Here is a 21,129-nt window from a genome sequence, read left to right on the forward strand (position 1 = left end):
CGACCGCAGCCGTGAGGTGACCTAGGAATGCAACACATGACAGGTTCCTTTCGTTTCGCAATCGACCGTGGCGGCACCTTCACCGATGTGGTGGTTGAATTGCCTGACGGTCGGCTGGTCACAACAAAGCTGTTATCCAGCAACCCCGATCAATATCCAGACGCCGCCAGCGAAGCGGTGCGGCGCATCCTTGCCGATTATGGCGAAGCATTTCGTGATGCCGACATTGCCGAACTGCGGATCGGCACGACAATAGCCACCAATGCACTGCTTGAACGGCGCGGGGCCGAAGTCGCATTGGCGATTACAGCTGGGCACCGCGATGCCTTGCGGATCGGCAATCAATCGCGGCCCGATATCTTTGCGCGCAACATCATTCTGCCCGAACGGCTGGAACAGCACGTGATCGAGATTACCGAACGCGTCGGAGCTGATGGCAGCGTGTTGCAGCCGCTGGATGACCATGCTGCGCGGGCCGATCTTGCGCGGTTGCGCGAAACTGGCGTTGCTGCGCTGGCCATCGTCTTGCTGCACGGCTGGGCTTTCCCCGCCCATGAAAGGCGGCTGGTGGAAATAGCGCAGGAGCTGGGCTTTACGCAGATCAGCGCCAGCCACGAAGTATCTCCGCTCATACGACTTGTCCCGCGCGGGGATACCAGCGTGGCCGATGCCTATTTGTCCCCTGTCATTCGCGCCTATGTTGATCAGGTCGCTGCGCGCCTGCCGGATCACAATACCTTGCGCTTCATGCAATCCAACGGCGGCTTGGCCGACGCCCGTGCATTTCGTGGTAAGGACGCGGTGCTGTCCGGCCCGGCAGGCGGTGTGGTGGGCATGGTCCACACGTCCCGGCAGCTTGGCCATACACGGCTGATCGGATTCGATATGGGCGGCACCAGCACCGACGTATGCCACTATTCAGGCGAGTATGAGCGCACCAGCGACAGCATTGTGGCGGGCGTCAGGATTGCAGCACCGATGATGCAGGTTCACACGGTTGCGGCGGGCGGCGGATCGATCTGCCGGTTTGACGGTTCACGCCTGCGGGTGGGGCCTGAAAGTGCGGGCGCCGAACCCGGCCCTGCCTGCTATCGCAAGCGCGGCCCGCTGACGGTGACCGATTGCAACCTCTTTCTTGGCCGGATCGATCCGGCGCAATTCCCCAAGGTGTTTGGCCCGGCAGGCGATGCGCCGCTGGACCGGCAGGCATCAACCGCTCGGCTGCAGGACGTTGCAGATACGCTTCCAGAACAAATGGATCTGGCGCAGCTGGCCGAGGGGTTTCTGGCATTGGCGGTGGATGAAATGGCCAATGCCATCCGCAAGATCAGCACCGCCCGCGGGCACGATGTCACCACCCATGCCCTCGCCTGCTTTGGTGGTGCGGGCGGCCAGTTTGCAGCCCGCGTGGCGGACGAGCTGGGGATGGACACGGTGCTCGTCCACCCGCTCGCCGGAATGCTTTCGGCCTATGGGATTGGCCTTGCCCCCGTGGTGTCGATCCGGGAAGAAGGCGTCGTGAGGCCGCTGAAGGAAGACTTCTCCAAAGCCCTCGCCGCGCTCGAAAATCAGGCGCGTGGCGATGTGCGGGCACAGGGCATTGCGCAGGATCGCATCACCCTTGTCCATCGATTGCGGCTGCGCTTCGCCGGCAGCGACACCACACTCGATATGTCGCTGGGCGACGACGCGGACAGGGCTTTTCGCGAAGAACATCGCCGCCGCTTCGGCTGGTCGGACGATACTGCCCCCATCGTGCTCGAAGCGCTGAGCGTAGAGGCGCAGGGGACCAGCGGCGGACTGAGCGACTATGTGTCCGATGCGCCCGCATTACCTGCATCGCCCGATGGTGTGGAAGGGCCAGTGGTGCTTCCGGCATCCGGCTCCACCATCGTGGTGGAGGAAGGCTGGACTGCGCGGGAAGAAGGGGGTGGATCGCTTGTCCTGACGCGCACCGCACCGCGTGATCGCGCACCAGCTGCCGGAACTGCGGTCGATCCGGTACGGCTGGCGATATTCAACAGTCTGTTCATGGCCATTGCCGAGGAAATGGGCGTGGTGCTGGAAGCCACGGCCAGCTCCGTAAATATCAAGGAACGGCTCGATTTTTCATGCGCGCTCTTCGATGCGGAAGGCTCGCTCATCGCCAATGCACCGCATATCCCGGTGCATCTGGGCTCGATGTCGGCCAGCATCAGACGGGTGATTTCCAATCGCGGCTCAACGGGTGCCAAATCCGCGCGCGGGATGCGGCCCGGCGATGCCTATCTCCTCAACGATCCCTATCATGGCGGCACCCATCTGCCCGATATCACGGTGATAGTGCCTGTGTTCTGGCATGCGGAAAATACGGTCCCTGATGCCTTTGTCGCGGCACGTGGGCACCACGCCGATATCGGCGGAACTGCGCCCGGCTCCATGCCGCCGGACAGCCGCAGCATCCTCGACGAAGGCATCATCCTCGATGATGTGCTGCTGGTCGATGAAGGTCACTTTGCCGAGGCAGACATGCACCGCCTGCTGGGCGAAGGCCCGCATCCGGCGCGCAATCCGGATCGCAATATTTCCGATTTGAAAGCGCAGCTTGCGGCCTGCGCACGTGGAGCGGATTTACTTGGCCAGGCAGCGAGGGAACATGGCAGCGATGTCCTCGCCGCATATATGGGCCATGTGCTGGACAATGGCGAAGCGGCGGTGCGCGAACTGCTGGGTCGCTTGCCCGAAGGCAGTTTTACCTATGCGATGGATAATGGGGCGAAGGTCAGCCTCGCTATCACCATTGATCGTGATGCGCGCACCGCCATTTTCGATTTTTCGGGCACGTCCGCGCAATTGCCGGATAATTTCAACGCCCCTGCCGCCATCACCCGCGCAGCCGTGCTGTATGGTTTGCGCTGCCTTGTCGATGATGATGTTCCGTTGAATGACGGTTGCCTGCGACCAGTGGAATTGCGCATTCCGGCGGCCTCCATGCTTGCACCCGAATTTCCTGCCGCGATTGTCGCGGGCAATGTGGAAACCAGCCAGGTGGTGACCGATTGCGTGCTCGCCGCCTGCGGGGCGCTGGCGCCGGCACAGGGCACGATGAACAATTTCACCTTTGGCGATGACACACGGCAATATTACGAAACAATCTGCGGCGGATCAGGCGCGGGGCCAGATCATGATGGGACAAGCGCGGTGCAGACCCATATGACCAACAGCCGCCTGACCGATCCCGAAGTGCTGGAATCCCGCCTGCCGGTGCGCGTCAAAGGGTTTACGATCCGCGAAGGTTCGGGCGGTGCCGGGGCCCATCGGGGCGGAAACGGGGTTGAACGCCGCCTTGCCTTTCTTGAACCGATGCGCGCGCAAATCCTCGCTAACCGACGCAAAATCGCCCCGCGCGGTCTTGCCGGAGGCGGCGATGCGCTGCCCGGTGAAACCTTTGTCGAACATGCTGATGGCAGCATAACGCAATTGGGCGCAACGGGCGCGGCAGATGTCGGGCCGGGCGACGTGGTGGTCATCCGCACACCCGGCGGTGGCGGTTACGGAGCAGGTGAATGACTTTGGACGAAGACACGGCCGCGCATTTCGCCCGCACTGCTCTGGGCCATGTGGAGCGTGAATATCCCCACAAGCTTGATCACCTGATGGCAGGGCCTGAAGATGCCTGCACGCCGGGCCAATTGCATCCTGTCTTTTTCGGCAGTTTCGATTGGCATAGCTGCGTTCATAGCTGGTGGACCCTGCTCACCATTCGCCGCAGCTTTGCGCATTTGCCAGAAGCCGATGCAGTGGATGCATTGGCGCAAACGACATTTGATGAAGGCAAGATCGCCATAGAACTCGCCTATGCACAGCGCCCGCAATCACGCGGGTTTGAACGGCCTTATGGCTGGGCGTGGCTGTTGTTTCTGCATCTTGAGGCAAGCCGGCATGATGATCGCGACTGGGCAGCCCGGCTGGAACCGCTGGCCCGGCATTTTGCCGCCGGATGGCGCGATTATCTGAGCATATTGCGCCACCCGATCCGCCACGGCGCCCATGCCAATACCGCCTTTGCACTGCTGCTCAGTCTTGAATGGGCGCGAGAATTCGACGGTGAGCTGACCGCGTTGATAGTAGCTGCGGCGCAGCGTTACTTCAGCGAAGATCGCGATGCACAGGTTTGGGGCCCGGGCGGTGATGAATTCCTCTCCCCCACTCTGGTGGAGGCGTTATTGATGAAACAGGTGCTTGCCCCTCAACATTTCAACCCTTGGCTTGCGCAATTCCTCCCGGGTCTTTCACAGGGTAAGCCTGCTGCGCTTTTCACCCCTGCAATCGTCAGCGACCCGACTGATGGCAAGGCCGCGCATCTTGATGGGGTGAACTTCACCCGTGCATGGTGCTGGCGCGCGCTGGGCCTTTCCGGTGATAATGCAGAACGCCACATGGCTACTTCAATGGAGGCTATCGACGGGGACTATATGGGCTCGCACTGGCTGGCGAGCTTTGCCTTGCTGGCGCTGCTTGCAGCAGAAGAACGACAGGGCTGAACGTTCAGGTCATTCTGGCAAAATTGGCCGCGCCGGGCGCACGGCGGCGGGGTGGCGATATTGCGTCCCTGCCCCCTGCAAAGGCGGCCAATGTATCGGCAAGCGCGGCCATCGCCGAGATATCAATGCTGTAGAATACCAGCTTGCCTTCGCGCCGCGTTTCCACAAGTCCCGCAGAACGCAGCACCGCAAGCTGCTGTGACAAGCTTGGCTGGCCAATGCCGCTGGCGCTTTCCAGTTCTCCCACATTCAATTCCGTTTCGCGCAGCGCGCGCAATATGCCAAAGCGCAACGGATGGGCGGCAGCCTTCAGCGCATCAATCGGAGCTTCATCGCTCATGCCCTGTTACCCTTGGCTGTCTTGGCATCGCGCAGGAACCATCCCGCATCGCCCTTGGCGGCATAGATTTCATCAAGATCGGTCGGCGGCGGGGCGAGGAGGTTTTCACCCGGCTGCCAATTGGCAGGAGCAAGTGCGTCTGCGGCATCAACAGCCTGCAAGGCATCAAGCGTGCGCAGCATTTCAGGTATCGAGCGACCGACATTGGCGGGATAGCAGCTCATCGCGCGGATCACGCCTTCGGGGTCGATAAAGAAGGTGGTGCGCACCGTTGCACTGTCACTATCGCCCGGATGGACCATGCCATAGGCCCGCCCGATCACGAGTGTCGGATCCTCCACTATGGGAAAGCGCACTTCGAGATCATAACGGTCACGGATCAGCCGCAGCCAGGCAAAATGCGAAAACAGGCTATCGACGGAAAGCGCCATGAGATTGCATCCGCGCGCCGCAAATTCACCGGCTTGCCGCGCCAGTTCGACAAATTCGGTGGTGCAAACGGGTGTAAAATCCGCCGGATGCGAAAACAGGATCAGCCAGCTGCCTGCATGATCGGACAGACGCACATCGCCAGTGGTGCTGCGAGCAGCAAAGTCCGGCGCGACATCGCCGATCCTGAGACCCGCGCAGGGTGCTTCTCTATTTTCATTGCCATGATCAGTGCGGGTCATTGGAACCTCGTAAACACTTGACAGTTATTAATCAAGACATATACATACTTTATGTAATTTGAGAGGGCTAGGCTATGAATTCTGCCGATACCACTACTGATAATGCACTCGCCAAGGCGAATGATCTGGTTGCGCAGGCGCTACAGAATTCGGCGTTCCGTCCCGAAATCACCGGCTTTTTTGACGAGGCAACCTACACCGTAAGCTATGTCGTGGCAGACCCCGCGACCGGCGAGGCAGCGATTATCGACTCCGTGCTCGATTTCGATGCACCATCGGGTCGTACCAGCCATCATGCAGCCGACAAATTGATAGATTTTATAACTTCTAAAAATCTGAAAGTGACTTGGCTGCTGGAAACACACGCCCATGCTGATCACCTGTCGGCTGCGCCCTATCTGCAGAAAAAGCTGGGCGGCAAGATCGCGATAGGCAAGCACATTACCACGGTGCAGAACGTATTTGGCACGCTGTTCAATGCGGGTAGTGATTTCAAACGGGACGGCGCCGAATTTGATGTGCTGTTTGGTGACGGCGACAATTTTAAGATCGGCGATCTTGTGGTCGAGGTGCTGCATGTGCCGGGCCATACGCCTGCCTGCATCGCCTATGTCGTGGGTGATGCAGTATTCACCGGCGATACGATGTTCATGCCCGATTACGGCACCGCCCGTGCCGATTTCCCGGGCGGCGATGCGCGGCAGCTCTATCGCTCGCTTCGCCGCATATTGTCACTGCCTTCCGCAACACGGCTGTTCATGTGTCATGATTATCTGCCACAGGGCCGCAGCCATTATATGTGGGAAACCACTGTGGCTGCAGAGCGCGAAGGCAATATTCACGCGCATGACGGCGTGACAGAGGAAGAATTTGTGCTGATGCGCGAGGCGCGCGACGCCACGCTGGAAATGCCGCGGCTGATACTGCCGGCCGTGCAGGTCAACATGCGGGCTGGTCATCTACCTGCCCCTGAAAGTAATGGCGTCACCTATCTCAAGATACCGGTCAACGCGATATGACCCTGCCCGGATTTCCTGATGCAGCCCCGCTTGCGGGCCTGATAGGCGGCGGGCTGATAGGGCTGGCGGCTGCGATCATGCTGCTCGGCATGGGGCGGATCGCGGGTGTATCGGGTATTGCGGCCAAGGCTGCGGGGCTTGGCGGAAGCGGGATGGACCGGCTGAGCGCCTGGGCTTTTGTGATTGGCCTGCCACTAGGCGCGCTGGTTGTGATCCTGATAACGGGCATGCCGCAGGTGAGCTTTGCCGGGCCCGCCCCGCTCGTTGTCGCGGGTCTGCTGGTAGGTTTTGGAACGCGTATCGGCAGCGGTTGCACCAGTGGCCATGGCGTATGCGGGATAAGCCGGTTGTCGGCTCGCTCTATCGTGGCGACGCTGGTTTTCATTTGCGCCGGAATAGCCACGGTCGCGATCATGAACGCCTTCGGCTGGCAGGTGCTGTCATGACCATGCGCGCAATTATCGCGCTGGTTGCCGGTACCATATTCGGCGCCGGTTTAACCGTAGGCGGCATGACCGATCCAGCACGCGTGCGCGGCTTTCTTGACTTGTTTGGCGATTGGGACCCGACGCTGGCCTTTGTCATGGGCAGTGCGGTGATGGTCATGGCGATCGCCTGGCGTATCGTACCCGGCATGATCCGCCCCATATTCGAAGACGGTTTTCATATCCCCACCAATTCAGACCTCACACCAAGGCTGATTGGCGGGGCAGTGCTGTTCGGTGCCGGTTGGGGCATTGCTGGCCTGTGCCCCGGCCCCGGATTTGCCGCGCTTGCGATACAGCCTGCTGGCGCCGCCATTTTCGTGATAGCATTGCTCGCCGGAATGGCGTTGCACTGGCTGACAGAGAGGAAGAATTGATGGAAATTCGCAAGGTCGATGATAGTTTTGCGGTCGCCCCACAGATACAGCCGGACGATATGCAGAAGCTGGCCGAGGCCGGGTTCACAGCAGTCATGTGCAATCGCCCTGACGCAGAAGAACCCGGCCAGCCACCGATCGAAGACCTTCGCGCTGCGGCACAGGCGGCGGGCCTTTCTTTTTATCTCGTTCCCGTGAGCGGCGGGCAATTTCCGACCGATGCACTGCAGGAATTCCGCCGTATCCGGCAGGAAACAGATGGCCCACTTCTGGCCTATTGTCGCAGCGGAACGCGATCCATCACCATGGAAACCCTGTCCAATCCTGAAGATCTGCCAGCCGATGAACGCATCGCTCGCGCGGCGGTGGCAGGATACGATCTTTCAGGCCTGCGCGCCCATTTAGACTGAGAGACGAACACCCCAGCCATTGTCCCGGAGGAAGTGATGAAAGCTTCACATGACATCGTAATAGTCGGAGGGGGAGCCGGCGGAATTGCCGCAGCATCCTCGCTCCTTTCCCGCCGTCCGGGGCTGGACATCGCGATTATCGAGCCGACCGAATTCCATTACTATCAGCCCGGCTGGACAATGGTGGGCGGTGGCGTCTTCAGCGCTCCGCAAACGCGCAAGGCCATGGCTGATGTGATGCCTGATGGGGTGACCTGGCTGCGCGATGCAGCGGCCATTTTCGATCCCGAAGCAAATATGGTGCAACTGCAAGGTGGAGAGCAGCTGAGCTACCGTCTGCTGATCGTCGCACCCGGTATAAGATTGGCGTGGGAGAAGATAGAAGGCCTGACTGAAACACTCGGCAAAAACGGCGTCACTTCCAATTACCGGTATGATCTTGCGCCCTATACGTGGGAATTGGTGCAGGGCCTGAAGCAGGGCCGCGCAATATTCAGCCAGCCGCCTATGCCCATCAAATGTGCGGGCGCGCCGCAAAAGGCGATGTATTTATCATGCGATCATTGGCGGCATTCCGGCGTCTTGGGCGATATTGATGTCCAGTTTCGCAATGCAGGCGGCGTTCTGTTCGGTGTGGAAGCCTATGTTCCGGCATTGATGGAATATGTCGGCAAATATGGCATCGATCTGGAGCTGGGCAGCCATCTGACGAAGGTCGATGGCGCCAGCAAGACCGCCTATTTCGCCACGTCTGACGGTGAAGAGGCGGTGGAGTTTGACATGCTGCATGTCGTGCCGCCGCAAGTCGCGCCCGATTTCGTTGCCGACAGCCCGCTCGCCGCAGAAAGCGGCTTTGTCGATGTCGATCAATATACCTTGCAACATGTCCGCTATCCCAATGTCTTCGCGCTAGGCGATGCTGGCGGGATGCCCAACGCCAAGACCGCCGCGGCCGTGCGCAAGCAGGCCCCCGTGGTCGCAGTGAATGCGCTTTGCGTCCTGGATGGCAAGCCACCAGAAGCTGGTTATCGCGGTTATGGCTCCTGCCCGCTCACGGTAGAGCGTGGCAAGATCGTGTTGGCCGAATTCGGCTATGGCGGCGAATTGCAGCCCAGCTTTCCCAAATGGCTGATCAACGGAACACAGGCGCGGCGCCTTTCATGGATCTTGAAGGCTGATGTACTGCCGTGGATCTACTGGAATGCCATGCTCAAGGGCCGAGAATGGCTGGCCGGTCCTGCCAGGCTGGCCGCAGACTAGGTGGCCGCTCGAGGCATAGACTCCGTGTTGAGCCGGTATCTGCCAATCCTTGAATGGGGTCGTCGCTATGATGGCTCTACTGCGACCAGCGATCTGGTGGCAGCGGTGATCGTCACCATCATGCTGATCCCGCAAAGCCTGGCCTATGCCTTACTGGCGGGCCTTCCTCCGGTCGTCGGCCTATATGCCTCGATCCTGCCGCTGGTGGCCTATGCCATTTTCGGCACCAGTCGCACGCTGGCAGTGGGGCCGGTGGCGGTGATCAGCCTGATGACGGCAAGCGCGGCAGGCGCGGTGGCGGCACAGGGGACAACGCAATATCTGGAAGCCGCAATCACACTGGCGGCGCTATCCGGCGTGATCCTGGCGGTGCTCGGCTTTCTGCGCATGGGATTCTTAGCCAATCTGCTGTCGCACCCGGTCATCAGCGGCTTCATCACCGCCAGCGGCATCCTTATCGCCACCAGCCAGATCAAACATATTCTTGGTATTTCCGCAGGCGGAGACAATTGGCCCGACATGCTTGGCGCGCTGGCAGGCGCTATTGGCGACACCAATGTATGGACGCTGGCCATCGGTATTCCCGCCACGGCGTTTCTGTTCTGGGTGCGCAAGGGAATGAAGCCCGCGCTGATTGCCCTTGGCCTGAAAGCGCGCGCTGCGGACATCACATCCAAGGCCGGACCGGTCATTGCAGTGGCGTTGACCATCCTTGCCGCCATCGTGTTTGATCTTGGCGCGAAAGGCGTCAATCTGGTGGGTGAAATACCGGCGGGTCTACCACCCTTTGCGATGCCATCCACCGATCTGACCCTGATCGAACAATTATGGGTGCCCGCCCTGCTGATCTCTATCATCGGCTTTGTCGAAAGTGTTTCTGTCGCGCAGACGCTAGCCGCCAAGCGCCGCCAGCGCATCGTGCCGGATCAGGAACTGATCGGCCTGGGCGCATCAAATATCGCAAGTGCATTTTCGGGCGGCTATCCCGTAACCGGAGGCTTTGCCCGTTCGGTCGTGAATTTCGATGCCGGGGCCCAGACGCCTGCGGCCGGGGCCTTTACTGCCGTCGGTATTGCGCTTGCCAGCCTGTTCCTTACGCCGCTGCTTTACAGTCTGCCCATCGCCACTTTGGCCGCGACGATCATCGTGGCTGTGCTGAGCCTTGTCGATTTAAAGACCCCGCGCGAATTATGGGCCTATTCCAAAGGCGATTTTACTGCGCACATTGCCACGATCGGTATCACGCTGCTGGCCGGTGTGGAGATGGGCGTGATTGCAGGTGTCTCAGTGGGCCTGCTGCTTTACCTGTGGCGCGCCAGCCGCCCGCATGCCGCCATCGTGGGCCGCGTTCCCGAAACCGAACATTTCCGCAATGTTGATCGACACAATGTTTTCACTGTGCCGCATGTGCTTTCAATCCGCATCGATGAAAGTCTGACTTACCTCAACGCCCGCTGGCTGGAGGAATATGTGCTGGAACGCGTGGCCGAAAAGCCTGAACTGCGCCATGTCATCCTGATGGCAAGCGCTGTAAACGAAATCGACGCATCGGGCCTCGAAAGCCTCGAAGCAATCAATCACCGACTGCGCGATGGCGGTATCGGCCTGCATTTTTCCGAAGTGAAAGGCCCCGTGATGGATCGGTTGAAACGCATCCATTTTCTCGACGAACTCAACGGCAAGGTTTTCCTTTCACAATCGCGCGCCTTTGCCGAACTGGCCAAGGATGACGGCCTGCAAAGCGATCCGCCAGATGATTTTCCAAGGGGCATGATCTAATGAAAGCCCAATACGCATGGCTTCATGCACGAATTGCAACAGTCGTTGCGATGATACACATGGAAAAAATGCCGCCAGCCGGCTATTGAGCTGTCACAATGTTCGATCAGGCCGACGCCCTTCTTCTTGCCCGCATCCAGTTCGCTTTTACGGTGAGCTTCCATTTCATATTCCCCGCCTTTTCCATCGGCCTTGCAAGTTACCTTGCTGTGCTTGAAGGCTTGTGGCTGAAGACAGGCGAAGCGAAGTATCTCGACCTGTTCAAATACTGGCTCAAGATATTCGCCATCGTCTTTGCCATGGGCGTGGTTTCAGGCATCGTCATGTCCTACCAGTTCGGTACCAATTGGTCCGTCTTTTCCGATTTGGCAGGGCCAGTGATCGGACCGCTTATGGCGTATGAGGTGCTTACCGCCTTCTTCCTGGAGGCGGGCTTTCTGGGCGTGATGCTGTTCGGCATGGAAAAGGTGGGGCGCAAATTGCACTTCCTTGCCACGCTGATGGTGGCGCTGGGCACATGTGTGTCTGCCTTCTGGATTCTGTCTGTAAACAGCTGGATGCAAACGCCGGTAGGCTTTGAAATGGCTGCGAGCGGGCAATTCCTGCCCGGCGAAAGCTGGTGGGATATCGTGTTCAACCCCAGCTTCCCATATCGCCTGGTGCACACCGTTATCGCCGCCTATCTGACGACCGCCTTCGTGGTGGGCGCCGTGGGCGCCTGGCACCTGCTGAAGGACCGCACCAATCAACACGCCCGCACTATGTTTTCCATGGCGATGTGGATGGCCGCGCTGGTTGCACCGCTGCAGATCGTGGCGGGCGACATGCACGGGCTCAACACGTTGGAACACCAGCCTGCCAAGGTGATGGCGATGGAAGGCCATTATGAAAGCCATCCCGATGGCGCGCCGCTCTATCTGTTCGGCATTCCAGATGATGATGCACAGCGGCTGGATTATGCTGTTGGCATTCCCAATCTTTCCAGCCTGATCCTTAAGCACAGCCTGGACGCGCCACTGGCGGGGCTGGATACCATCCCCCGCGAAGACCAACCGCCTGTCAGTATCATCTTCTGGTCGTTCCGCATCATGGTGGGAATCGGCTTTGCCATGCTTGGCATCGGCGCGTGGAGCCTGCTTGCACGGATGCGCGGCAAGCTCAGCGAATGGCGCTGGCTGCATCGCGCTGCGCTTTTGATGGGACCTTCGGGCTTTGTCGCGGTTATCGCTGGCTGGGTTACAACAGAAGTAGGCCGCCAGCCGTGGGTTATCTATGGCCTGCTGCGTACTGCCGATGCCGCCAGCCCACTTGCCGCCCCCGCAATCGGCGCTTCGCTGCTGGCCTTTGTGGTGATCTACTTTGCCGTGTTTGGTGCGGGCACCTGGTATATTTTACGCCTGATGAAATCCCCGCCGCATACTGGAGAATTTGGTGTGAAACGCGGTTCGAAAGGTCCGATGCGGGCTGCGGGCATCACACCGGGGCCGACGCAAAATCCGGGCCGCGATCCAGACACGCTCCCCCGTGACAAGGAGGAAGCGAACGATGGCAGTTAATGTCGACCTCACCACCATTTGGGCCTTCATCATCGCCTTTGGCATTTTCGCCTATGTGGTGATGGATGGGTTTGACCTTGGCATTGGCATCCTCTTCCCGACCTTCAATCCGGGGTCGGGGCGTGACCGCGCAATGAACTCCATCGCGCCGGTATGGGACGGCAATGAAACCTGGCTGGTGCTGGGCGGTGGTGGGCTTTTCGCCGCATTCCCCCTTGCCTATGCGGTGATCCTGCCTGCCACCTATCCGCTGATCATCGCGATGCTGCTGGGGCTGGTTTTCCGCGGCGTCGCATTTGAATTTCGCTGGCGCGATCCTTCGCATCGCAAGGCGTGGGACTTTGCCTTTACTGGCGGCAGCTTTGTTGCCGCGATGGCGCAGGGGATGACGCTGGGCGCCTTGTTACAAGGGATCGAGGTGGTCGACCGCGCCTATGCCGGAAGCTGGTGGGACTGGCTTACACCCTATACTCTGCTGACCGGTCTGGGTACCGTTGCTGGCTATGCCCTGCTGGGCGCGACGTGGCTGGTGTGGAAGCTTGATGGCGACGCGCAGGTTCATGCTCGCACAATGGGCAAGCGCGCAGCATGGGCGACCCTATTGCTGATAGGCTCGGTGAGCATGTATAATCTCGCGCTCAACGCCGAATATGCCTCACGTTGGCTAAGCGCTCCGGAAATCTACTTTGCTGCGCCGGTGCCGATCCTGACGGGCGTTGTTGCGCTGGCATTACTGCGCGCGCTTGCGACTGAACGGCATTCCAAGCCCTTTTGGCTCAGCATTGCGCTGTTCTTCCTCGGCATGGCAGGGCTAGGGGTGACGATGTGGCCCTATGTTGTTCCGCCGGGCATCACGATATGGGATGCCGCCGCACCGGAACGCAGCCAGATCTTCATGTTGATAGGCGTCGCCATCACCATGCCGCTGATCATCGGTTACACCGCATGGGCTTACTGGGTGTTCCGCGGCAAGGTGGCCGATGAAGGGTATCATTGATGGCGCATGGCCGCCCCAGCCACGACATGGACCAGCCGCCCTTGTGGAAACGGCTAGCGTGGATGGCGGGCATCTGGGCGGCCAGCGTCGCAGTGCTTGGCGCGGTGGCCTTTGTGATCAGGAGCTGGCTTGCCTGACCTACTAGGGCGCTGTTGAGCTAGCGCCCTTTCCAGTTCGCGGCGCGCTTTTCGACAAAGGCTTTCATACCTTCCGCCTTGTCTTCAGTCGCAGTCAGAATCTGGAACAGGCGGCGTTCATGCAAAAGCCCCTGGGTCAGCGTGGTTTCGAATGCTGCCTCCACCATCTCCTTGTTCACCATGGCGGCCATGGGTGGCATGGTGGCGATGGTCTCGGCGGCTTTCATCGCTTCTTTCATCAATTTGTCATGCGGCACGATGCGCGCGACAAGCCCGGCACGCTCTGCCTCTTCGGCATCCATCATGCGCCCTGTAAGACACAGATCCATTGCCTTGGCCTTGCCAACCGCAAGGGTAAGACGCTGGCTGCCGCCCATGCCGGGCCCAACGCCCAGCTTGATTTCCGGCTGGCCGAATTTTGCGTTCTCGGACGCGATGATGAAATCGGCCATCATCGCCAGTTCACAACCTCCGCCAAGCGCAAAGCCGTTGACCGCAGCAATCCACGGCTTGCGGATCGAAGCGGTCAATTTGTTCCATCCCGAAAAGAAATCTTCGAGAAAGAAATCTGCTGCAGGTTTATCGACCATTTCCTTGATGTCCGCCCCTGCGGCAAAGGCCTTGTCGCCCGATCCGGTGATGACAGCGCAATGCTGCGTGTCGTCATCGCCGAAAACGGAAAATGCCTCCATCAAATCGCTCAGCACCTTGGTAGACAGGGCATTGAGCGCTTCGGGCCGGTTGATCGTGATGAGCGTGACCGCACCTTTGGTTTCGGAAGTGATGGTCTGATAGGTCATGGCTGTTCTCAAAGTTTCTGAGTGAGTTCTGGCACTGCGTTGAAGAGGTCTGCGACGAGGCCGATGTCGGCGACCTGGAAGATGGGGGCGTCGGGGTCCTTGTTGATGGCGACGATGGTCTTGCTATCTTTCATGCCTGCAAGATGCTGGATCGCACCCGATATGCCGATGGCGATATAGACCTCGGGGGCCACGATCTTGCCGGTCTGGCCAACCTGGTAATCATTGGGCACATAACCTGCATCAACCGCTGCCCGGCTGGCGCCAATGGCCGCGCCCAGCTTGTCGGCAAGCGGGGTGATCGTTGCCTCGAAGGTCTCGGCATCCTTCAATGCCCGTCCGCCCGAGACGATGATGCCCGCACTGGTAAGCTCGGGCCGGTCGGACTTGACCGCATCAAGCCTGACGAACTCGGACAGCCCGGCATCGCCCGGACCACTGGTCGCCTCGACAGCAGCGCTGCCGCCGCTGGCCTCGGCCTTGTCGAAAGCGGTGGTGCGCACAGTGATCACCAACTTGGGATCGCTGCTTTCCACCGTGGCAATGGCATTGCCGGCATAGATCGGGCGGGTAAAACTCCTGGGACCTTCAACGCTGATGATGTCAGAGACCTGCATCACATCGAGCATGGCAGCCACGCGCGGGGCGATGTTCTTGCCCGTGGTGGTGGCCGGGGCCAGCAGCGCATCATAGTCACCCATCAGGCCAGCAACCAGCGGCGCGATATTTTCAGCCAGCCCATGAGCATAGGCAGCATCATCGGCGTGCAGTACCTTTTCCACCCCGGCGATGGACGCATGCTCAGCGGCAGCATCCGCCGAGCCTGTGACCAGCACATGCACCGGTCCGCCCAGCGCAGCTGCAGCGGTGATGGTGGACAGCGTGGCATCGGCAACACTGGCATCATGCGGTTCGGCAAGAACAAGAACACTCATGCGGCAACTCCCAAAGCTTTCAACTTGGCGACCAGCGCATCGACATCTTCCACGATCTCGCCCGCCTGGCGCACCGGCGGTTCGCCGACATGCGTGGTGGTGATGCGCGGCGTGACGTCGACGCCATAATCAGCCGGGGATTTGGTATCGAGCGGCTTCTTCTTGGCCTTCATGATATTGGGCAATGAGGCATAGCGCGGCTCGTTCAGCCTCAGATCGGTGGTCACGATGGCCGGCAGCGACAGCTTCACCGTCTCCAGCCCGCCATCGACTTCGCGCGTCACGCTGACATGATCACCCTCGATTGCCACTTCGCTGGCAAAGGTGCCTTGCGGGCGGCCCATCAATGCGGCCAGCATCTGGCCGGTCTGGTTGCTGTCATCGTCGATCGCCTGCTTGCCCAGCATCACAATGCCCGGACCTTCCTCATCAGCAATCGCTTGCAAAATCTTGGCCACCGCCAGCGGCTCAACCGCCTCGTCGCTCTCGACCAGAATGGCGCGGTCCGCGCCCATCGCCAGCGCCGTGCGCAGCGTCTCTGCCGCCTTGGCCGGCCCCACGCTTACCGCAATCACTTCCTCAGCACTGCCCGCTTCCTTCAATCGCAGCGCCTCTTCCACCGCAATCTCGTCAAACGGGTTCATGCTCATCTTTACATTGGCCAGATCAACTCCCGACCCATCCGCCTTAACTCGCGGCTTCACATTGTAATCTATCACCCGCTTCACAGGCACTAATACCTTCATGGAGGCTCTCCTTATTCGAGTTCAAGGATGATGGCATCAACGACCAGCGTCTCGCCTTCATCGGCATTGATAGTGGCAACAATACCCGCTTTTTCAGCGCGCAGAATGTTCTCCATCTTCATCGCCTCGACCGTGGCGAGTGGCTGCCCTGCCTCAACCGCGTCTCCTGCGCCGACATGCAATTTCACAAGCAGGCCCGGCATGGGGCACAGCAGAAGCTTGGACGTATCGGGCGGAATTTTTTCGATCATGTGGCTGGCGAGTTCGGCAATGCGGGTTTGCAGCACCCGCACATCATGCTGGCGGCCATGCGTTGTCATGCGATAGCCGAGCCGGTTCTTTTCCAGCCTGATGCCGAAGGTGGCAATCGGTTGCGCGCCTTCGTCAGCACCATCTGCGAACAGTGCCACATCGACAAGGCGATCACCCGGCGTGTAGAGAAATTCGAGCGTCAATTGCTCATCATCGACGGTGATACCGTCCTCTCCCAATTCGACGACATGATCCTTGCCGTCAATCCGCACGGTCCAGTCCCCCGGAGGAGGGAGCGGGCCATTGAGCTGATCTGAAACGCGCCGCGCGCGATCGGCATCGGCGGTGGCAACAATGCCTGCAACTGCCGCGAGTACGCGAACGGTCTGCCCGGACGTGGCGGCACCTTCGAAGCCATCGGGATATTCCTCGGCGATGAAACCGGTAGTCATATTGCCGCTGCGAAACCGCGGGTGCTGCATCAGGGCGGACAGGAAATCGACATTATGGCCAAGACCATCAAGTTCGATCAGGTCGAGCGCTTCGACCTGCAAATCGGCAGCTTCCTCGCGCGTTTCACCCCACGTCACCAGCTTAGCAATCATCGGATCGTAGAAGATCGACACCTCGCCACCTTCCTGCACACCTGAATCGATGCGCACGCCGTCTACTCCGCGCAAATCCCCATCCCATGCGTCGACCGGCGTCTGGTAACGCACCAGCCGTCCGGTGCTGGGCAGGAAGCCGCGATAAGGGTCTTCGGCATAGATGCGCGTTTCGATTGACCAGCCATCGATCCGCACGTCATCCTGCGCCATCTCCAGCTTTTCGCCCGCTGCCACGCGGATCATCAGTTCGACCAGATCGACCCCGGTGATCGCCTCTGTCACAGGATGTTCGACCTGCAGCCGCGTGTTCATTTCGAGGAAGTAGAAGCTTTCACCCGTGGTGTCTGCGCCAGAGACAATCAGTTCGACCGTTCCTGCCGAATGATAACCCACCGCCTGCGACAGGGCGACCGCCTGTTCGCCCATCTTGCGGCGCATTTCAGGGGTAACGAAGGGCGAAGGCGCTTCCTCCACCACCTTCTGATGGCGGCGCTGAATGCTGCATTCCCGCTCATTCAGATAGAGCACATTGCCATGCTTGTCGCCCAGCACCTGTATTTCGATATGGCGCGGGTCGAGAATGAACTTCTCGATAAAAACGCGGTCATCACCAAAGGAGTTCAGCCCTTCGCGCTTGGTCGCCTCGAACCCTTCGCGCACGTCCTTTTCATTATAGGCAAGGCGCATGCCCTTGCCGCCGCCGCCCGCGCTGGCCTTCATCATGACAGGATAGCCGATTTCGTCCGAAATGCGGACGGCGTGGTCGGTATCCTCGATCTCGCCGACGAAGCCCGGGACGACATTGACGCCCGCTTCCTTCGCCAGTTTCTTGGATTCAATCTTGTCGCCCATCGCCGCGATGGCATTGGCGGGAGGCCCGATAAACTCGATGCCCTCCTTGGCGAGAGCCTCAACAAAGCTGGCACGCTCGGACAGAAAACCATAGCCGGGATGCACCGCCTCAGCGCCGGTTTCCTTGCAGGCAGCGATGATCTTTTCAGGGATCAGGTAGGATTCATTGGCAGGCGCCGGTCCGATATGCACCGCTTCATCTGCCATTTGCACGAATGGGGCGCGCGCATCAGCATCGGAATAGACCGCCACTGTAGCGATACCCATGCGTCGCGCGGTCTTGATGACCCGGCACGCGATTTCACCGCGATTGGCTATAAGGATTTTGGAGAACATCTACGCTACGAACCTTTTATCATTTTAGCCATGCTTAGTCGTTGAAAAGACGCGCTGTCAGGTCTTCGCGTCGCTGGTCTTCGGTGGCAAGCCGCTTGAACAGCCAGTGAGCAGACAGGGCACCTGCAAAGAAACTGCCAAACAGCGCGAGCCATCCCGCGGTGCCGTCATGGCTGAGAAAGTACCACATCCCTGGAATGACGAAGGAAAAAAACGCAATGGTGCGGGCAAGGTAAGCGTTCACTGCGCTGCCTCCATCTCCTCACCTGCAGGCGGCATATTGTGGCCCAGCAACCGCAGCAAATCAGCAGCGGCTTCAACCACATTGGTGCCCGGACCGTAAATGCCCTGCACGCCAGCTTTCTTAAGGAAATCATAGTCCGCAGGCGGGATCACGCCGCCTGCAACCACCTTGATATCAGCGCGACCTGCGTCTTTCAGATGGCCTATAAGCTCGGGGATCAGCGTCTTGTGGCCTGCTGCCAGAGAGCTTGCGCCCACGGCGTCAACATTGCTTTCCAGCGCCAGTTTCGCAGTTTCTGCCGGTGTCTGGAACAGCGGGCCGGAAATGACTTCAAAGCCCATATCGGTAAAAGCCGATGCAATCACATTGGCCCCCCGGTCGTGGCCGTCCTGCCCCATTTTGGCGACAAGGATGCGCGGCGTGTGATCAAGCCTGCGCGCAACTGCCTGCACCCCTGATACGACCTGCGCATAACGCGCATCGCCTTCATAGGCGGAGGCATAAATGCCCTTCACCGGGGTCGGCACGGTATCGTAACGACCAAACACATCCTCCATCGCGGAAGAAATCTCTCCCAACGTGGCATCATGGCGCGCTGCTTCCACCGCTAGAGCTAGCAAATTGCCATCGGCCCTTGCCCCCGCGCTCAAGGCTTTCAGCGCTTCCTTGCAGGCCGCTTCGTCACGAGCGGCGCGCACCTTTTCCAGCCGCGCGACCTGGCTGGCGCGGACCGCGTGATTATCGATATCAAGGGTGTCGAGATGCGCCTCTTCCCCAAGGCGATATTTGTTCACGCCGACGATCACCGTCTCGCCCTTGTCGACGCTCGCCTGCTTGGCAGCCGCGGCTTCTTCGATGCGAGCCTTGGGCATGCCGCTGGCAACAGCCTTGGTCATGCCGCCCAACTCATCGACCTCGGCCATCAATTCGCGGGCCTTCTCGGTCAATTCAGCGGTTAGCGCCTCTATATAATAACTGCCGCCCAGCGGATCGGCGACATTGGTAATACCGCTTTCTTCCTGCAGGACAAGCTGGGTATTGCGCGCGATGCGGGCAGAAAATTCGGTCGGCAGCGCCAGCGCCTCGTCCAGCGCATTGGTGTGCAGCGATTGCGTTCCGCCAAGCACGGCGGCCATCGCCTCTATCGTCGTCCGCATGACGTTGTTGTAAGGGTCCTGCTCTTGCAGCGAGACGCCACTCGTCTGGCAGTGGGTGCGCAGCATCTTCGACTTGTCGCTCTGCGCGCCCAGCCCTTCCATCACGTCATGCCAAAGGGTGCGCGCCGCGCGCATCTTGGCGATCTCCATGAAGAAGTTCATGCCAATGCCCCAGAAGAAGCTGAGGCGCGGTGCAAAGGCATCAATATCGAGACCCGCCGCCATCGCGCGTCTGGCGTATTCCTTGCCATCGGCAATGGTGAAGGCGAGCTCCTGTACTGCCGTCGCCCCGGCTTCGTGCATGTGATAGCCGCTGATCGAAATGGAATTGAAACGCGGCATGTGCCGCGAGGTATAACCGATGATGTCCGACACTATCCGCATCGATGGTTCCGGCGGATAGATATAGGTATTGCGAACCATGAACTCTTTCAGGATATCGTTCTGAATGGTCCCCGAAAGCTTGTTCTGGCTCACGCCCTGCCGTTCACCCGCGACAATATAAAACGCCATTACCGGGATCACGGCGCCGTTCATCGTCATCGAAACGCTCATCGTGTCGAGCGGGATCTGGTCAAACAGGATTTCCATGTCGCGCACGGTATCAATCGCAACGCCAGCCTTGCCGACATCGCCCACAACGCGGCTGTGATCGCTGTCATAACCGCGATGGGTGGCAAGATCGAAGGCCACGCTCAGCCCCTTTTGGCCGGCGGCAAGGTTGCGGCGGTAAAAGGCGTTTGATTCCTCAGCGGTAGAGAAACCCGCATATTGCCGGATGGTCCAGGGGCGGCCGGTATACATGCTGGCATAGGGGCCGCGGGTAAAAGGCGCGAAACCGGGCAGGCCCGGATCGGACGGCGCATCTTCTGCGGTGTAAAGCGGCTGCACGGCGATGCCCTCGGGTGTGTTCCACGTCAGGTCACGGCCCTTGACTTCCTTGGCAGCCTTTTCATGCCAGTCTGATTTCGTCGGCTCAGAATTGTTGTTATCGGTCATTATGCGTGTCCAGTGCGGCGCGGGTCAATTAGACCAATGTGCGCCTTCTTTTGGCGTTTCCATGATTTCGGTGAGTTGGCCCATCATGTCCTTGGGGTGAAGGAAGAAGATCGGCGTGCCATGCGCGCCGATGCGCGGGGGGCCAAGGATGCGCTTGCCCTGGCCCTCAAACCATTTGCGCGCGTCCTCGATATCCTCGACCTCAAAACAAATATGGTGCTGCCCGCCCAGGGGGTTCTTGACGAGGAAGCCAGCTATGGGCGAGTTGTCGTCCAGCGGCTCTATCAGCTCGATCTGCGTGCCATTATAACCGCTGTCGGTGGGCGTATCGACGAAGCAGACCTTCACCCCCTGCTCCTCCATATCGAAAGGCTTATGAACCTTGGTCGCACCCATTGTGTCAGTGAAATGCGCGATCGATTCCGCAATGGAAGGCGTTGCTACGCCGATGTGATTGAGCCGTCCGAGCTTCATGATGAAATTCTCCAAATTGCATTTGCGATGCCCAGACAAGTGATCGTTCCAAAGAGATACAAAGCAATCACGGATACGAAATCGACATTTTCGTCCTCTCGAAGATCACCTCGAAAAAATATCATCGGGATGTAGGTGCGTACATTCTGCAATCCACTCACTCCGCGCCATG

Annotated in this window: 20 protein-coding genes; 11 read left to right on the top strand and 9 right to left on the bottom strand. The window is 59.5% G+C overall.

Annotated features, from left to right (window positions below; genetic code table 11):
- Positions 1-27 precede the first annotated feature (27 nt).
- Together CP97_RS13810 and CP97_RS13815 are read left to right on the top strand one after the other, a co-directional pair.
- Positions 28-3,549, top strand: coding sequence for a hydantoinase B/oxoprolinase family protein (locus CP97_RS13810; RefSeq protein ID WP_048886428.1), 3,522 nt, complete (start codon positions 28-30; stop codon positions 3,547-3,549).
- The gene (locus tag CP97_RS13815) at positions 3,546-4,523 is read left to right on the top strand and encodes a DUF2891 domain-containing protein (RefSeq protein ID WP_048886429.1); all 978 of its coding nucleotides are present in this window, start codon (positions 3,546-3,548) and stop codon (positions 4,521-4,523) included. The genes CP97_RS13810 and CP97_RS13815 overlap by 4 nt, the downstream gene beginning before the upstream one ends.
- Before the next feature lie 4 nt (positions 4,524-4,527).
- Here the strand turns inward: CP97_RS13815 and CP97_RS13820 are convergent, their stop codons facing one another.
- Together CP97_RS13820 and CP97_RS13825 are read right to left on the bottom strand one after the other, a co-directional pair.
- On the bottom strand, positions 4,528-4,863 hold the full coding sequence (locus CP97_RS13820; RefSeq protein ID WP_048886430.1) for an ArsR/SmtB family transcription factor: 336 nt from the start codon (positions 4,861-4,863) through the stop codon (positions 4,528-4,530).
- On the bottom strand, positions 4,860-5,534 hold the full coding sequence (locus tag CP97_RS13825; protein ID WP_048886431.1) for a peroxiredoxin: 675 nt from the start codon (positions 5,532-5,534) through the stop codon (positions 4,860-4,862). The genes CP97_RS13820 and CP97_RS13825 overlap by 4 nt, the downstream gene beginning before the upstream one ends.
- A gap of 74 nt (positions 5,535-5,608) precedes the next feature.
- Between CP97_RS13825 and CP97_RS13830 the strand changes: the two genes are divergently transcribed.
- From CP97_RS13830 to CP97_RS15980, 9 genes are all read left to right on the top strand, one after another.
- Positions 5,609-6,553, top strand: coding sequence for an MBL fold metallo-hydrolase (locus CP97_RS13830; protein ID WP_048886432.1), 945 nt, complete (start codon positions 5,609-5,611; stop codon positions 6,551-6,553).
- A complete protein-coding gene (locus CP97_RS13835; protein ID WP_048886433.1) occupies positions 6,550-6,999 on the top strand; it encodes a YeeE/YedE family protein in 450 nt (149 codons plus the stop codon). The genes CP97_RS13830 and CP97_RS13835 overlap by 4 nt, the downstream gene beginning before the upstream one ends.
- Positions 6,996-7,415, top strand: coding sequence for a DUF6691 family protein (locus CP97_RS13840; protein ID WP_048886434.1), 420 nt, complete (start codon positions 6,996-6,998; stop codon positions 7,413-7,415). Before CP97_RS13835 ends, CP97_RS13840 begins: the two co-directional genes overlap by 4 nt.
- On the top strand, positions 7,415-7,825 hold the full coding sequence (locus tag CP97_RS13845; protein WP_063612453.1) for a protein tyrosine phosphatase family protein: 411 nt from the start codon (positions 7,415-7,417) through the stop codon (positions 7,823-7,825). The genes CP97_RS13840 and CP97_RS13845 overlap by 1 nt, the downstream gene beginning before the upstream one ends.
- Before the next feature lie 36 nt (positions 7,826-7,861).
- Entirely contained in the window at positions 7,862-9,085 is a 1,224-nt protein-coding gene (locus tag CP97_RS13850) for an NAD(P)/FAD-dependent oxidoreductase (protein WP_082863834.1), read from the top strand.
- A gap of 24 nt (positions 9,086-9,109) precedes the next feature.
- Positions 9,110-10,864: a SulP family inorganic anion transporter gene (locus tag CP97_RS13855; RefSeq protein ID WP_082863835.1), complete on the top strand. Its 1,755-nt coding sequence runs from the start codon at positions 9,110-9,112 to the stop codon at positions 10,862-10,864.
- A gap of 98 nt (positions 10,865-10,962) precedes the next feature.
- Positions 10,963-12,420: a cytochrome ubiquinol oxidase subunit I gene (locus CP97_RS13860; RefSeq protein ID WP_048886435.1), complete on the top strand. Its 1,458-nt coding sequence runs from the start codon at positions 10,963-10,965 to the stop codon at positions 12,418-12,420.
- Entirely contained in the window at positions 12,410-13,417 is a 1,008-nt protein-coding gene (gene cydB / locus CP97_RS13865) for a cytochrome d ubiquinol oxidase subunit II (RefSeq protein ID WP_048886436.1), read from the top strand. Before CP97_RS13860 ends, cydB begins: the two co-directional genes overlap by 11 nt.
- Entirely contained in the window at positions 13,417-13,554 is a 138-nt protein-coding gene (locus tag CP97_RS15980) for a DUF2474 domain-containing protein (protein WP_149036495.1), read from the top strand. The genes cydB and CP97_RS15980 overlap by 1 nt, the downstream gene beginning before the upstream one ends.
- A 20-nt stretch (positions 13,555-13,574) precedes the next feature.
- Here the strand turns inward: CP97_RS15980 and CP97_RS13870 are convergent, their stop codons facing one another.
- From CP97_RS13870 to mce, 7 genes are read right to left on the bottom strand one after another with little or no spacing between them, the layout of a single operon-like run.
- Complete coding sequence (locus CP97_RS13870) at positions 13,575-14,354, bottom strand: enoyl-CoA hydratase-related protein (protein ID WP_048886437.1); 780 nt, start codon at positions 14,352-14,354, stop codon at positions 13,575-13,577.
- 8 nt (positions 14,355-14,362) lie between these two features.
- Positions 14,363-15,289 (bottom strand): electron transfer flavoprotein subunit alpha/FixB family protein, encoded by a 927-nt coding sequence (locus tag CP97_RS13875; RefSeq protein ID WP_048884642.1) that lies wholly within the window; start codon positions 15,287-15,289, stop codon positions 14,363-14,365.
- Positions 15,286-16,035 carry an electron transfer flavoprotein subunit beta/FixA family protein gene (locus tag CP97_RS13880; protein WP_048886438.1) on the bottom strand — a complete coding sequence of 250 codons (750 nt, stop codon included), beginning with the start codon at positions 16,033-16,035 and terminating at the stop codon, positions 15,286-15,288. The genes CP97_RS13875 and CP97_RS13880 overlap by 4 nt, the downstream gene beginning before the upstream one ends.
- A gap of 11 nt (positions 16,036-16,046) precedes the next feature.
- Positions 16,047-18,083, bottom strand: a complete 2,037-nt coding sequence (locus CP97_RS13885) for an acetyl-CoA carboxylase biotin carboxylase subunit (RefSeq protein ID WP_048886439.1) — start codon at positions 18,081-18,083, stop codon at positions 16,047-16,049.
- Between the two features lie 34 nt (positions 18,084-18,117).
- Entirely contained in the window at positions 18,118-18,327 is a 210-nt protein-coding gene (locus CP97_RS13890; RefSeq protein WP_063612454.1) for a hypothetical protein, read from the bottom strand.
- Positions 18,324-20,483 carry a methylmalonyl-CoA mutase gene (gene scpA / locus CP97_RS13895; protein WP_048886440.1) on the bottom strand — a complete coding sequence of 720 codons (2,160 nt, stop codon included), beginning with the start codon at positions 20,481-20,483 and terminating at the stop codon, positions 18,324-18,326. The genes CP97_RS13890 and scpA overlap by 4 nt, the downstream gene beginning before the upstream one ends.
- 24 nt (positions 20,484-20,507) lie before the next feature.
- Positions 20,508-20,957: a methylmalonyl-CoA epimerase gene (gene mce / locus CP97_RS13900; protein ID WP_048886441.1), complete on the bottom strand. Its 450-nt coding sequence runs from the start codon at positions 20,955-20,957 to the stop codon at positions 20,508-20,510.
- Positions 20,958-21,129 lie beyond the last annotated feature (172 nt).

The sequence above is a fragment of the Aurantiacibacter atlanticus genome, from assembly GCF_001077815.2.
Classification (GTDB): domain Bacteria; phylum Pseudomonadota; class Alphaproteobacteria; order Sphingomonadales; family Sphingomonadaceae; genus Alteraurantiacibacter; species Alteraurantiacibacter atlanticus.

Excerpts from the sequence above, each read along its gene's own strand:
- CP97_RS13810 (WP_048886428.1), top strand. The coding sequence starts at position 28 with ATGCAACACATGACAGGTTCCTTTCGTTTCGCAATCGACCGTGGCGGC.
- CP97_RS13815 (WP_048886429.1), top strand. The coding sequence starts at position 3,546 with ATGACTTTGGACGAAGACACGGCCGCGCATTTCGCCCGCACTGCTCTG.
- CP97_RS13820 (WP_048886430.1), bottom strand. The coding sequence starts at position 4,863 with ATGAGCGATGAAGCTCCGATTGATGCGCTGAAGGCTGCCGCCCATCCG.
- CP97_RS13825 (WP_048886431.1), bottom strand. The coding sequence starts at position 5,534 with ATGACCCGCACTGATCATGGCAATGAAAATAGAGAAGCACCCTGCGCG.
- CP97_RS13830 (WP_048886432.1), top strand. The coding sequence starts at position 5,609 with ATGAATTCTGCCGATACCACTACTGATAATGCACTCGCCAAGGCGAAT.
- CP97_RS13835 (WP_048886433.1), top strand. The coding sequence starts at position 6,550 with ATGACCCTGCCCGGATTTCCTGATGCAGCCCCGCTTGCGGGCCTGATA.
- CP97_RS13840 (WP_048886434.1), top strand. The coding sequence starts at position 6,996 with ATGACCATGCGCGCAATTATCGCGCTGGTTGCCGGTACCATATTCGGC.
- CP97_RS13845 (WP_063612453.1), top strand. The coding sequence starts at position 7,415 with ATGGAAATTCGCAAGGTCGATGATAGTTTTGCGGTCGCCCCACAGATA.
- CP97_RS13850 (WP_082863834.1), top strand. The coding sequence starts at position 7,862 with ATGAAAGCTTCACATGACATCGTAATAGTCGGAGGGGGAGCCGGCGGA.
- CP97_RS13860 (WP_048886435.1), top strand. The coding sequence starts at position 10,963 with ATGTTCGATCAGGCCGACGCCCTTCTTCTTGCCCGCATCCAGTTCGCT.
- cydB (WP_048886436.1), top strand. The coding sequence starts at position 12,410 with ATGGCAGTTAATGTCGACCTCACCACCATTTGGGCCTTCATCATCGCC.
- CP97_RS15980 (WP_149036495.1), top strand. The coding sequence starts at position 13,417 with ATGGCGCATGGCCGCCCCAGCCACGACATGGACCAGCCGCCCTTGTGG.
- CP97_RS13870 (WP_048886437.1), bottom strand. The coding sequence starts at position 14,354 with ATGACCTATCAGACCATCACTTCCGAAACCAAAGGTGCGGTCACGCTC.
- CP97_RS13875 (WP_048884642.1), bottom strand. The coding sequence starts at position 15,289 with ATGAGTGTTCTTGTTCTTGCCGAACCGCATGATGCCAGTGTTGCCGAT.
- CP97_RS13880 (WP_048886438.1), bottom strand. The coding sequence starts at position 16,035 with ATGAAGGTATTAGTGCCTGTGAAGCGGGTGATAGATTACAATGTGAAG.
- CP97_RS13885 (WP_048886439.1), bottom strand. The coding sequence starts at position 18,083 with ATGTTCTCCAAAATCCTTATAGCCAATCGCGGTGAAATCGCGTGCCGG.
- scpA (WP_048886440.1), bottom strand. The coding sequence starts at position 20,483 with ATGACCGATAACAACAATTCTGAGCCGACGAAATCAGACTGGCATGAA.
- mce (WP_048886441.1), bottom strand. The coding sequence starts at position 20,957 with ATGAAGCTCGGACGGCTCAATCACATCGGCGTAGCAACGCCTTCCATT.